Below are 13,064 nucleotides of genomic sequence, written 5' to 3'. Positions count from 1 at the left end.
AAAAAGATGAAAATCAGTTCCTTATTAGATTCTAAGTTCATTATAACTAGACCTTAGTTTTATTTTTGTGAATGAGTCTCTATAAGACTCTGCAAACACCTATCAGCAGTCTGCCCGTCCCATAGCTCAGGAATATGGGGTGACCTTTTCTGACGAAGGGCTTTTTTGAAAGCAATTTCTAATTTGTCCAAATCAGTACCCACGAGCGTAGATGTTCCTCCGCGCTCTTGAAGAGTGATTGGTCTTTCCGTATTGAATCTCATGGTTAGACATGGGGTTCCTAATACAGTACATTCCTCCTGTAATCCACCGCTGTCTGTTATTACTACTTTGGCCGTGCTATTTAGTTTTAGCATATCAAAGTAGCTCAAGGGTTTTAGTAAAAAAATATTAGGATTCATTTTGAGTTTCTCAAGTAACTCGAATTTTGTTAGATTTTTTAGTGTACGAGGGTGCACTGGCCAAACTAGTGGAATTTCTTTTGCAGCATTTTTAGAAAGGAATGTTACAATTTTAGTCAGATCCTTCTGAAGGTCCACATTTGACGGTCGATGTAGTGTAATCAGTGCGTAATTTTCGGGCTCGAAGTGAGAATCTAATGTAATTGTAGAATTACGTTTAATGATCTCATTTAAATCCAGTGTTCTGGCAGTCTCAAGTGCATGGTTTAGTGAATCGATCATGATATTTCCAACCATTTTTATTCTGCTTGGATCTGTGCCTTCTCTTTGAAGATTATTAGTTGAAATTTGGTCTGGGGTTAAAAGTAAGTCTGACAAACGATCGGTAACCAATCGGTTGATTTCTTCCGGCATTTTTATATCCCCTGATCGCAGTCCTGCTTCTATATGGCAAACCTTTACCTGTTCTTTTTTTGCTGTAACTGAGCAAGCCAAGGTGGCGTTAACATCACCAACCACAACTACCCAATCTGGCTTTTCTGATTTGAGTATTTTTTCGAATGCAATCATGGTATGTCCTACTTGCTCTGCATGAGTTCCGGATCCAATACCTAAGTTGAAATGAGGTTGCGGTATTTCCAATGATTGAAAAAATGTATCTGACATAAATGGATCATAGTGTTGACCAGTATGAACCAAAACATAGTTTATTGACTGATGAGATGTATTGTTGTGTTTTTTGATAGCCTTGATCAAAGGACTGATTTTAACAAAATTGGGTCGAGCACCTACAACCAATATTATTTTCATAAGTAGTACTAATTGTTTTTGCAATATATCTCATCGAGGATTTTATCCATAACTGATAAGACATTGTTTTTATCTCTATAGGCTATGCCAGTTTTTCTGCATCGTTCTTGAACAACCTTAGGAGATTCATTTAATAAATTAACAACAGCAGGAACTGCAGTTTGAATTGAAGCGATGGAAAAGTCATTTACAACAACACCGGTATTATAGGTGCTGGCATATTCATCGTCCTCTGATACTCCACGGCATGTAATGAAGGGTTTACCACACATTAGGTATTCACCGACTTTGGTAGGCGATCTAAATTTTTGAGAATATGAAGGAGGAACTGCACTTAGACAAATATTGGCCACGTTGATATATTTATTTATTTCCTCCTGAGTAAAGTTGCTTGCTAAAAGTGAGTAATCTTCCGGTTGAATATCATACTGATTGAAATAGGATTCAACTTCCGAAATTGGACTCGGTGTAATGACCAGGAAGAATAATTCTGGAATTTCTTTTTTCAGGATATGAAATAATCTTGGTATTTCATGCGAATAATATAAATCTCCGAATTTCCCGATATAGAAAAGAATTTTCTTATCAGTTACTCCGAGGGTTTGTTTTATTGAATTCACATCCAAGGGATAAAATTTGCTTTTATCAATTCCGGTAGGTGCTCTATATACTTTTCCTTTAGCCTTTTTCTTTTCTAATAGCTCAACCATATGACGAGTACCCGTCATGATATAATCACCTTCAATTCCTGCTTTAGTTTCTAGGGTATTTAGCAGTTTGTACTTTGTAGAGTTGACATTCCAGAGGCCAAGTTCAACCAAAAAGTCGCTATGAGGTTCGTATGAATAAACGAGAAGTTTTAATCTAAAAATACGTGCGAAAATATAACTATACGCTGCCGATACATTGGCAAATGCTAAGATGGCTTTGGCTTTTAGCTTTATCTTAAATTTCGCAATAAGAAAGAATACCTGTATCAGGTCAAATGCTTTTTTAAGAACAAGAAACCTTCCCGTATGAAACTTCATTGGATACCATTCAATTCCATTTTTTCTAAGTTGATATGAAATATGCTCACGTTCCTTCCAGTTAATTTTATATTGTGATTGTTCAAATGTCACTACGTGATAAGTGATTTTCTTTTTCGATGATAGTGACTTTAAATAATCGAATAGAATGTTTTGAAACAACGGATCTAAGAAGCTGTTGTAAATAAATACAATGAGGTGAGATCCGTTTTTAATGGGTTTGCTCATTGTATTATTTTCTTTTTGATCTTCATAAGAAGTTTAGTGAAATTTTTTGGATATATCAGCAAAGCTTTCATTAGCAATCGAAGTCCTCTCAACCAATTGTTGCCATCTCCCATCCAACAGGCCGCAATGATCATTGTCATATTTGAAAAGCACTGATTTCTAAAAGCGGAACTTTTGAATAAGTTTAATTTTTCTGCTTTTTGGTAAGCTTTGAGGTGGTCTCTTTCTAGTAATGATATATTAGAACTCATATTACTATCATGCTTTCGGTAAAAAGAAAGGGGTTCGGCAACTAACCCTACGTTGTATTTTGAGGCAATTCTAAACCAAAGTTCTTGATCGGCAGCTGTAGATAGATCTTCATCGAAGAGCCCCACATCTTCTAAAACCATTCTCTTAATTAGCGTACTACTAGGTGCATTGATCACATCTCCGTTCCAAAGCAACAAATCGTCAAGCACTGAGCCTTCTTTTCCATGTTTGATTTCTCCCTTTTTTTCCCCTGTTTCATCTATTACTTCAATGTCTGATTGGACAAGACCAAAATTGCCTTGATTCATTTTTACCATGAGTTTTTCAAGTCTATTTGGAAGCCAAATGTCATCTGAATCTAAAAATGAAATATACTCACCTTTACAAACTGAAAAACCGTTGTTTCGTGCTCTCGAAACTCCTTCGTTTTCTTGAACTAATATTTTTATTCTATCATCTTTCGCTTTTAGTCTTTCCAAAATCTCCGTTTCATTCTCAGGTGACCCATCTACTACCACGATTACTTCAAAATCATTTGTAGTCTGATCAAGAACAGATACTACCGTTTGTTCGATGTATTTGGCTGCCTTATAGCATGGGATGATAACCGAAACTTTAGGAGGTAGCTTGGTGTTCTTCGATGATTTTTCCTGCACTTTCAATTATATTTTTAAATGTAAATTTCTTGGCATAGGAGATTCTGTCAGAAACTAAATCGCCCACTTCGCCGGATTTGAGATATTCACCAAGAAGTGAAATAATTCCATCGTGAGAATTTGACAAGTACATAATATCTCCCAGATGTTTGTATTCTTCAAATATAAAGCTAAAGACAGGCTTGCCTTGGCACAAATAAACTAGGGTTTTGTGATGGTGGACGGTATTCATATGGAAATTCATGTCCATTAAGGAAAGACAAAAAGAAGATTGTGCAATATAATATTTCAATGTTTTGAAATGCTTTGGACCCAAAATATGAACATTAGTGTATTTTTTCTGCTCAAATATTCTTACGAACGCCTCGTTGTTTTGTACTCTAATTGGCCCTATGAATACGAAAGGTGTGTCTATATAAGTCGTAATCAATTTTTCGTAAAGCCCGAAATCCATTCGATGATCAATTACGCCTATATAAAGTCCGAAGTCATTTAAATCAAGCAGGTACTCTTTTTTTTTGTCATTTTCAAGTGTGAACTCATCTTCCGAAATCCCATGCGGGACGATATGCTTTGGTTTATCAAAAATTGAATAATTGTCCAGAAATAGTTTTGATGTTGCAAACAAAAGATCACTATTTAGGCATAACTCCCGTTCTCCAAGATGCTTAAAGTAGAAGTAGTCCACACAGTGAAAAATTGAAAGTTCGGCACCAAGTAGCTTAGGGTTGTACAGCCTAATGGGATCAAAAGACCAGAAAATAAAATCCTTAATTCCTTGCTCAGTTATCCATTTGCGAAGCCTTTTTGAGACGAGTTTATTGTTCAATCTATTAAACCAATTGCTTAGATATGGTAAAATATGATCGTATTGGATGACACTGAGGTTCTCACTTACTCGAATAGACCGAACTTCGAATTTGAACCAATTGAATAGACTTCTCTTTGTCGGCGGATCTACAAAGTAAACTTGATTGACTCGGGATAATTCAAATGCGTAGTTTTGCTTTGAATACCAAATATCACCCCAAGGCTCGTTAGAGGTAATAAAGATAGTTTTATCTTTTATGGACATACGCTTGGTTTACTTTAGATTCAAAAATACAGATCCTTTGGCTTTACTTAAACTTCTATGTGTTCTGATCTTTCTAATTGAACTCCAGATTTTGGTTAAATTAATCAGGTCGGTATTGGCGTCACTCCAGTTTGCACGGATTATTGAGGATATGGTGTATCTCATGATTTTGTATGTATTCGTAATTAGTGATTTCAAAAAATCACTATTGATGTTTTTCAACTCTACTAATGCGTTTATATATTCAAAGTATTTTCTTTTTCTGATAGAGGGGAGAGCTTCCGAGTCTCGATCATGATATCCCTTTTGATCGCAGAGCACACCAATTTTCATACCATGGTAGAGACATCTGTTTACATAGTCTCTATCCTCTCCATAATGGGGAAAAATGGGATCAAAGCCTCCAATGGATTTAATTGTAGCTATTGGTACGAGCCAGATGGCTGCATTGACAAATGGAACCAAAGTCAGTGCTCCCCTACTTTCAACTTTATTGTCTAGATAAGTCGAAAACAGATAATCCAGTGTCTCTGATGAAGGGTTGTAATGTAGCGGGCTAATTAGACCTAATTCGACTTCACTTGAAAGAGTTTTTTGCAGATTAGCCAATGTATGTTTTTCAAGCCATGCGTCCTGATTGAGTAGTAGGAAAAATTCGGCCCCGAGAGAGATGGCAAGCTCTATTCCTAAGTTGTTGGCCAAGCCAAACCCAAGGTTTTTGTCTTGTTTCAGTAAAGAGCAAGTAGCGTATTCTGTTTCTATTATCGAACAAGTTTGGTCGCTTGAACAGTTGTCAACAATAATAATTTGATTTAATGAAAGTTCGCTTATTAGCGAGTTCAGACAATTACGTATCCAGAGCTCTCCATTGTAGGTCACTATTATAGCAAAAGTTTTATCAAACATTTAGCGTAGGATATTAAGAACTAGTTTAGCAGCATAGAACAAAGCCAAGTGAAACTTTAATGATTTTCGAGATCGGTTGATGCAGTGTCTATAGTATTCTCTTATGATAGATTTCTTTTGTTTTTGAAAACCATTTGTTTCCAACAAACCGTTTTGTAAGAAGAATTTATTTGCGCAAAGCAAAAGATTTTTTTTCCAAATAAGATCCTCTTTTTCATGGAAAATTTTGGCTGTAGCTGAATCTTCGTGTCTGCGATAGTTGTACAGTGCCTGATTAATGCAGTGAATTTTGGTCTTGCTGGCAAGTTTTAAATACATCAATAAGTCTGCTTCACTTCTCCACTCTTCAAATCCTCCGAATTCTTTTACCAAAGCAGTTCGCATAAGACCAATTCCTCTAAAATAGTTAGTTAAGGAATCCTCGAAAAATGAGCCCTGATATTGAAGAGATCCTTCTTCAAGAATATCAGCAATCCCAAAAGTTTTGTCAGAGACCTCTATAGGGTAATTACTTGAGGACTCTCCTTGCTGATCAAAATATTTGAAGTTTACGAAAACTGCACCAAGGCCTGTGTTGTTACTTATCATATGATAACACCTGGCTAGGTAGCTTGGATGAAGTGTATCATCTGCATCCACTCTTGTAAAGTATGAGGACTCAGTTAAATTCAGGGCTTTGTTAATAGAGGCATAATGTCCCTGGTTTATTTCATTGGCGACTATTGAAATTCTTGAATCTTTATCTGCAAAGGATTGAGCGATAGCTACGGAATCATCCGTCGATCCATCATCAATAATTAATACATCCCAATGTATGAATGTTTGTTGAATGATGCTATTGAGACAAGCCGATAAGTACTTTTCTTCATTAAAGCAGGTGATAATGATTGTAATCTCAGCGGTCAAAAGCCAAAATAACTTTTAATGTAAAATTTAAGTAATGCACTCTTTGTAGGAAGATAAAAACTGCTTAATGGGCTGTTCGAATATAATTTTATTGTATTCTTTCGATTCGATCTGGCAGTACATGTACATATCATCCACCAAAGGTAACCTAATTCTTGTTTGAACGAGAATTGATCAAACATGCCCAATTTCTGGTTGCTTTCATGAAGTTTAGTCAGCCATCGTTTTACATCTATTAAATGATTTGAAAGGTGTGAAAACTTTCTATTAGAAATGATTAGACTAATGTCCAGTTCTTCTTGCGTGGGAATGATATCCAACAATTGGAGCTGGGCACTTCGAATTTTTTTCAAGGCAGCCTGTTTTTGGTCTTTTTTGACTTGACTGATTTGATGTGGGTGCTGACGGTATTTTAATAATGGGGTGGAAATGTTTTTGAATTTAGTGAGTTTCGAAATCCGAGTCCAAAGTTCATAATCTTCAGCCGGCATAAAATTATGATTGTACCTTAGGTTATGTTCATCGACAAAACTTTTCCTGAGCATGACGGTAGGATGGGCGAGGGCAGTGTTGTAAAAAAACTGATGTATAATTATTGAATTATGTGTTGACGGCAGTTTCCATATATTCTTATCATTTGAAGCTCCGATAGGCTCTACCCAGGTACCGCAGATGTCATAGTTCGGATTTTGCTCCAGAAAGGATATTTGTTTTTTTAGGCGATCTGGCATGCAAACATCATCTGCATCCATTCTGGCAATATACTTGCCTCTTGCTATATTCAAGCCGTGATTCAAATGAGCTACGTATCCCTTGTTTTCGGGTGAATTAATCAGTCTGATTCTTGAATCTTTATAGGTATTTATTATGTCTAGTGTACTGTCAGTTGAAGCATCATTAAATATGATCAATTCGAAGTTCTGGTAAGATTGGGCCAATATGCTGTCAATGGATTGATGTATGTATCCTTCACAGTTATATACAGGTAATATTATACTGATTTTGTTCAGCACTTGATCCAATTCTTCGGAATAATTCTTGAACTGTCTTTGCTTTCGTCGGCGAACCACTTTTTAGGAGCGACAGTTATTTTCTGTTCATTTTCATTAAGCCAGGCTCCCCACCAGCTAAAAGAACTATTTGCAATAATATGATGACTGCACTTGGACATCAGCACCAGGTCTTCAAAATTTGATGATGCATCATTATGATCAACAAATATTAACTCTTTCCTTGATTTTAGGTTCTCTTTTGCCCATAGGATATCATCTGAAAAAACATAGTAGGATTCAATTTCTACTATGTTTTCAAGCTTATCCATGGCCTTTTTATAGTAATTGAGATCACATAATCCATGCACAGAATTAGTTTTTTGATTAGATAAATAATCTCCTCTGCGAATATGAATACTGGCACAGGTTTGTACTTCTATTTGCTGATAAATATCTATACTATTTGGTGATAATGTATTTCTTAAACTTAATTCTTTCAGAATCATTGGCCTGACATCGATAAAATAATCTTCTGACTGCCAATAACCGTCGAGATAAATATTCCCTGTTAGACTTAGAATATCAGCATGATGTTTTTCAGTATTCTCATCAATGAACTGCCATGGAGAAAGCAAATTAGAAAATTTACGTCTTATTCTTTCCCAAGGATTTGTTAGTGCAATAAATTGTTTGAGCTCTTTATCTGAGGCAGGTGTTGCATTGATATTGAAATGATTTAAGGCATACTTGTGCAATGAGTAATAATCATCAAATGCTCTTAAATCTAAGTATAGCTGGGTATCATTTTTCAATGCTAAATGCCGGCCTAAAGCGTACTGAAAAAGTTGATTTCCGAGACCTCCTATAATTTTTGTTACTATCATTTATTGGCTGAGACATGAAGTAATTAATTGAATTTCATCTTTCAATAATTCAGGATAATTACCACAATAAAAACCATGGCTATGAATCAAATCAGTATTTGGTAATTGATAGGATTCAGTGACATATTTAGCATAATAAGGCTGTCTTTGCATATTTCCAGCAATCATTGGTCTGGTCTCTATTCCTGCTAGTTCAAATTTTTCAAGATATTTATCCCTTAGCCCTTTCGACTTACAAATTATTGGAATGGCGAACGTAGATAATCTGGAAATATGGTCATGGCTTAGCGTGTGAAAATCAGGATTGGAAATAATAGTCTCTTCAATCGCTAAATAATTTTGCTCTCGTTGAGTAATCGTAGCATCAAGAAATTGCAATTGGTACTGACCCAGAAACCCAGTAATTTCGGTTGGCCTTAGATTAAAACCAAGATCATAAAAAGTGTAGTTGGCTTCAAAGTCAGATATGGAATGTTCAGCTCTTAACTTCGATTGTTTTTGAGGGTTAAGGTTTCTATCCCATCCGTTGGCTCTAACAATTTTGAGCATATCACTAAGTTCTTCATCGTCAGTACATACCATTCCTCCTTCTATGGTGCTCATGTGATGAGCAACATAAAATGAAAAACTAGAAGCCAGACCAAAGTTGCCTGTTTTGATACCAGAAACCTCAGTTCCTAGCGATTCACAGTTATCTTCTATCAAAAGAATATCCTTTGATTCACAAAATGCTCTGATACTTCCAATGTCGGCAGTGAAACCAAGAACATTAGTAAGAAAGAGCGCTTTGAAGGGTTTGTGAAAATATTGTTTTTCTACTATGCTAGCTGAAACATTGAGGTTCTCTAATTCACAATCAAGAGCCACTGGTTCAAATCCCATTTGAATGATAGGCATAGTATTGGTAGACCAGGTTAATGCCGAAAAAGCAACGCGGTCGCCTATTTTAAGAGCATCTATATTTCGAAGAGCTTGCAACAGGGCTAAATTGGCACTTCCGCCACTATTGAACAATATCGATGATAATCTACCTTGCTTTTTTGCAAATGAAGATTCAAATTTTTCACATTGTTCCCCCATGCTGAGCCTATTAGTTGAGGTAATGAATTCTGCCAGGGCAAATTTGGTTTTAGCCTCTTCTAGAAAGGCATTTTTCATTAAAGGGATGTTATACATTCTTTTTACAATTTAATTGTTTTGAGATTGCTCTTGATACAAATTTACCATTTCAGTAATTCCCTGGTCCAAAGAGGTAGCAGGCTCAAAACCATAATTGATCATTTTGCTTGTGTCGAGACACTTTCTAGGCATACCATCCGGTTTTGACTGATCCCACTTAATGTTACCTTGATAGCCAGTTCTGGCTTTAATTTTTTCAGCCAATTCCTTGATGGATATGTCAACACCCCATCCTATGTTTATAAAGTCATCATTAAAAGGATGATTCAGAAAATATAGAATCGCTCTTGCCAAATCGTCCACATGAAGAAATTCTCTTCGAGCCGAACCTGTACCCCATAGTGTGATCGCACCTTCTTTAGTAGATTTTGCATCGCTGAATCTTTTGATTAGGGCTGATAATACATGTGAATGCCTGAGGTCAAAACTGTCATTAGGTCCATAAAGATTACATGGCATCAAGTTTATAGCCTTAAAGTTATACTGCTGCTTATAATAAGATGTTAGCTTAAGTCCAGCGATTTTGGCAATTGCGTATGCCTCATTAGTAGGTTCTAATGCCCCTGTAAGCAGATACTCTTCCTTCATAGGTTGAATACATTCTCTGGGATATATACAACTGCTGCCAATATTCACAAACTGACTCACCCCATGTACCCTTGACGCTTCAATAACGTTATTTTGAATCATTAAATTCTGATACAAATAGTCTCCCGGATGGTCTATGTTTGACTGTATGCCTCCAACCTTGGCAGCTGCGAAAATTACCACTTGAGGTTTTTCTTCCTCAAAAAAATCATTTACTGCTTTTTGATTTGTAAGATCGAGATTTTCACGACTTCTTTTTACAATATTTGGATATCCATTGGATTGAAATAACCTTACACATGCAGATCCTACCATGCCGTTATGTCCGGCAACATAGATTTTAGTCTTCTTATTTAATTTTTTCTTTTCCAATTTTCCCAAATTAGAGGGTACTCATATGTTAATTCATGACTTTTCAATAGTTCAGTCCGAATTTGCCTCATTTTCAAATCATAGTTGTCTACAAAATCGTGAAATTGAACTTGAATATTTTTAATCATATAATGCATATCATTTTCAATGATGTTCTTAAGGAGGTCATATTCAGCGCCTTCGATATTGATCTTCATTAAGTCAATTTCTTTTATACTTTCTCTATTGATGAAATCACTAAAGGATTCAATTTCAACCAGTTCTTCGTTGTCTCCGTTTAGGTGAAAGGATGATTCGTTCCCACCAATTTTAATATTGAGGCTCTCTGATTTGCCTCCTATTCCTTTATTTATAACGGTAATATCCTTATTAGCTGAAAATCTCTTTTCAATTTCTTGAAAGTAGGCATTTACGGGCTCAAAAATATAAATTTTAGGTTGATACATACTGTATATATCACTAGCCCACTGTCCTTCAAAGCCACCACAGTCTAAGACGATACTATCTTTACTTAAGGGATAATTTAAGCGAAGGGAGGAGTCACCTTTTATTTTATGCCATTCTATAGCGTTTTTTTGTCTAAGAGTCAGCTTATTTTTTGAGAGTCGATTGGACGTGCTCTGCAATATCCTGGCTAACCAGAGAAACCCTCTACTTAAAAAATGTCTCATGAATTGATTTAAACTTGTTGAATATCGACCTTTTGTTTTTATGCCAGTGGTTTTCTGAATATAGGGTATATTCTTCAGAATGGTTACTGGAATCTAACTCGTTCACCAAAGATATGATTAAGAAAAAAATATTGAATTGGTTGAGGTATTTTAATCTGGCAGATTTTAGGGCAGGAATGTAGGAGTCATACCTATCTACCTCGATTAGGTTCTCAATCTGCGCAATTGTTTCATCTATTTTTGCAACATCTATTTGCAAAATTGATTTAGTGTCAAAGTATTTTTCCAAATTAGGGCAGCCATAGTATATCGGTACGGTCAGGGATAGAAAACAATCATACAGTTTTTCAGTAAACCAATCATCAAGATATTCATTTTCAATGGCTACAGAATAGCGATAGGGAGCCAGTACTTCCCATTTGTCCTCAAAGTCTTTAATTCCTCTGCCATATAAATCAACAGCCTCTCCAAAATGTTCTTTCAATCTATGACAAAACTCAAATCTCTTTTTATGACCATCAGTAATCAATTTATTCGATGTGATTATACTGATGTTTTTATTTTTTGGAACCTCAGAAAGTGAAATTAATTCGTCGTAAGATTTTCCCACGAACCAAGGATGCCCTTGATGGTAATAATGCAGACTTGGATGATTGATTTCCTTCTGACAAGTAATTGCATGACCAAATTGTTGCAGGAAATCATGGTTATATCTTTTAAATGTAGGCGGTTCTGCAGTAAAAAAAATGGTATTTTCTTTGTTGCAGTGGGCAACTTCATCAGCTAATAGTCCATCGAATACAACCCAGAAGTCAGGATGGCTACATGTCGGGTCATTAATGCAAAATTCGTAATCACCAAGCACCAAGGACTGATTAGGAAGCTGTCGTTCAATAGGCCACTTTGGGAAAGGAAAAGTAAATTTTATTTTCTTATATTCTTTCAATTGACCAAGGGTTTGGGTTAATTATATCACCGAATCTGGTTTCTCCAGAATATAATGAGTTGAATTCAATAGGCTTATTAATGGAAATTTGAATACTCGTTTTTTCTTCAATTTGAAAATCCTTGAGACCATAGAGGCTACCATGAATTTGCAGATAGTAAGAGCCCGACGTTAAGAATTTTGCTGGAATACTACTTTTTAGAATATATTGTCCTTTTTTCATGAAGTTATCTTCAGGGCTCCAGTCAGTGAGTAAAGAACGCATGATGAGTTCTCCAAACTGATCCCTGAGCATAACTCCAAGCCTGAAATTATTCATGTTTCGTAAAACTTCGATCTTAATTTCGTATTCTATGGGCGAGTCTCCATTCAGTTCTATGGGAAACTCATCATTTTGATGGACACGAAAGTCTTCAATCAAAAAGTCTTCATTAGAAATAGGAAAATTAAGATTTATTTGATTTTGAGCACTGTGTGAATAAAACTTTATCGCTTCCTCAACTGGTCCCTTTTCCATCATATTACCATTTGACATATAAACCGCAGAAGTACAGAGATTTCTGATTGCGTTCATATTATGGCTTACAAATATAACAGTCCTACCTTGTCCCGTTGCTTCATTCATTTTCCCAAGACACTTTTTCTGAAACTCTATGTCACCAACGGCCAATACTTCATCAATTATGAGGACTTCTGGATCAAGATGAGCAGCAACCGAAAAAGCCAGCCTAACATACATTCCACTGGAATAATGCTTCACGGGTGTGTCAATAAATTTTTCCACATCACTAAAGGCTATTATCTGGTCTAGTTTAGCCTTAATTTCATGTCTTCTCATTCCTAAAATAGTGCCATTAAGGAATATGTTTTCTCTTCCTGTAAGTTCAGGATGGAAGCCTGTTCCAACTTCCAGTAATGAAGATACTCTACCGTTTATTTTTACCTCGCCAGAAGTCGGGTAGGTGATCCTTGACAAAATTTTTAATAATGTTGATTTTCCTGCACCATTTTTTCCTACAATACCAATTGCTTCTCCACGATCAATATTGAGAGATACATCTCGTAATGCATAAAATTCTTTTGAATTTGAAGGGCTTCCATTGATAAGGTTGCGCATGACATCTGCCAGTGACGCATGCCGGCTCTTACCTAATCCATAAACCTTAGAAA

Annotated in this window: 13 protein-coding genes; all 13 read right to left on the bottom strand. The window is 35.9% G+C overall.

The window, feature by feature from the left end; all coding sequences use genetic code 11:
- Window positions 1-59: 59 nt before the first annotated feature.
- From wecB to ACOQO5_RS11915, 13 genes are read right to left on the bottom strand one after another with little or no spacing between them, the layout of a single operon-like run.
- Window positions 60-1,211, bottom strand: coding sequence for a non-hydrolyzing UDP-N-acetylglucosamine 2-epimerase (gene wecB, locus ACOQO5_RS11975; RefSeq protein WP_420581917.1), 1,152 nt, complete (start codon window positions 1,209-1,211; stop codon window positions 60-62).
- Window positions 1,212-1,219: 8 nt separating this feature from the next.
- Window positions 1,220-2,467 (bottom strand): hypothetical protein, encoded by a 1,248-nt coding sequence (locus tag ACOQO5_RS11970; RefSeq protein ID WP_420581916.1) that lies wholly within the window; start codon window positions 2,465-2,467, stop codon window positions 1,220-1,222.
- Complete coding sequence (locus tag ACOQO5_RS11965; RefSeq protein ID WP_420581915.1) at window positions 2,464-3,375, bottom strand: glycosyltransferase family 2 protein; 912 nt, start codon at window positions 3,373-3,375, stop codon at window positions 2,464-2,466. Before ACOQO5_RS11965 ends, ACOQO5_RS11970 begins: the two co-directional genes overlap by 4 nt.
- Window positions 3,335-4,450, bottom strand: a complete 1,116-nt coding sequence (locus ACOQO5_RS11960; protein ID WP_420581914.1) for a hypothetical protein — start codon at window positions 4,448-4,450, stop codon at window positions 3,335-3,337. Before ACOQO5_RS11960 ends, ACOQO5_RS11965 begins: the two co-directional genes overlap by 41 nt.
- 9 nt (window positions 4,451-4,459) lie before the next feature.
- Entirely contained in the window at window positions 4,460-5,356 is an 897-nt protein-coding gene (locus tag ACOQO5_RS11955; RefSeq protein WP_420581913.1) for a glycosyltransferase family 2 protein, read from the bottom strand.
- Entirely contained in the window at window positions 5,357-6,262 is a 906-nt protein-coding gene (locus tag ACOQO5_RS11950) for a glycosyltransferase family 2 protein (RefSeq protein WP_420581912.1), read from the bottom strand.
- Window positions 6,259-7,332 carry a glycosyltransferase family 2 protein gene (locus ACOQO5_RS11945; protein WP_420581911.1) on the bottom strand — a complete coding sequence of 358 codons (1,074 nt, stop codon included), beginning with the start codon at window positions 7,330-7,332 and terminating at the stop codon, window positions 6,259-6,261. The genes ACOQO5_RS11950 and ACOQO5_RS11945 overlap by 4 nt, the downstream gene beginning before the upstream one ends.
- Window positions 7,269-8,138, bottom strand: a complete 870-nt coding sequence (locus ACOQO5_RS11940; RefSeq protein WP_420581910.1) for an alpha-1,2-fucosyltransferase — start codon at window positions 8,136-8,138, stop codon at window positions 7,269-7,271. Before ACOQO5_RS11940 ends, ACOQO5_RS11945 begins: the two co-directional genes overlap by 64 nt.
- Window positions 8,139-9,296: a DegT/DnrJ/EryC1/StrS family aminotransferase gene (locus ACOQO5_RS11935; RefSeq protein ID WP_420581909.1), complete on the bottom strand. Its 1,158-nt coding sequence runs from the start codon at window positions 9,294-9,296 to the stop codon at window positions 8,139-8,141.
- Between the two features lie 30 nt (window positions 9,297-9,326).
- Complete coding sequence (locus ACOQO5_RS11930) at window positions 9,327-10,277, bottom strand: GDP-L-fucose synthase family protein (protein WP_420581908.1); 951 nt, start codon at window positions 10,275-10,277, stop codon at window positions 9,327-9,329.
- Window positions 10,259-10,948, bottom strand: a complete 690-nt coding sequence (locus ACOQO5_RS11925; RefSeq protein WP_420581907.1) for an FkbM family methyltransferase — start codon at window positions 10,946-10,948, stop codon at window positions 10,259-10,261. The genes ACOQO5_RS11930 and ACOQO5_RS11925 overlap by 19 nt, the downstream gene beginning before the upstream one ends.
- Complete coding sequence (locus tag ACOQO5_RS11920; RefSeq protein WP_420581906.1) at window positions 10,929-11,894, bottom strand: glycosyltransferase family 10 domain-containing protein; 966 nt, start codon at window positions 11,892-11,894, stop codon at window positions 10,929-10,931. The genes ACOQO5_RS11925 and ACOQO5_RS11920 overlap by 20 nt, the downstream gene beginning before the upstream one ends.
- Window positions 11,881-13,011: a polysaccharide ABC transporter ATP-binding protein gene (locus tag ACOQO5_RS11915; RefSeq protein ID WP_420581905.1), complete on the bottom strand. Its 1,131-nt coding sequence runs from the start codon at window positions 13,009-13,011 to the stop codon at window positions 11,881-11,883. The genes ACOQO5_RS11920 and ACOQO5_RS11915 overlap by 14 nt, the downstream gene beginning before the upstream one ends.
- Window positions 13,012-13,064 lie beyond the last annotated feature (53 nt).

The sequence above is a fragment of the Reichenbachiella sp. genome (assembly GCF_965223055.1).
GTDB lineage: Bacteria > Bacteroidota > Bacteroidia > Cytophagales > Cyclobacteriaceae > Reichenbachiella.
Note: the sequence above shows the minus strand (reverse complement) of the source record. Positions and strands in the feature narration are given on the sequence as shown.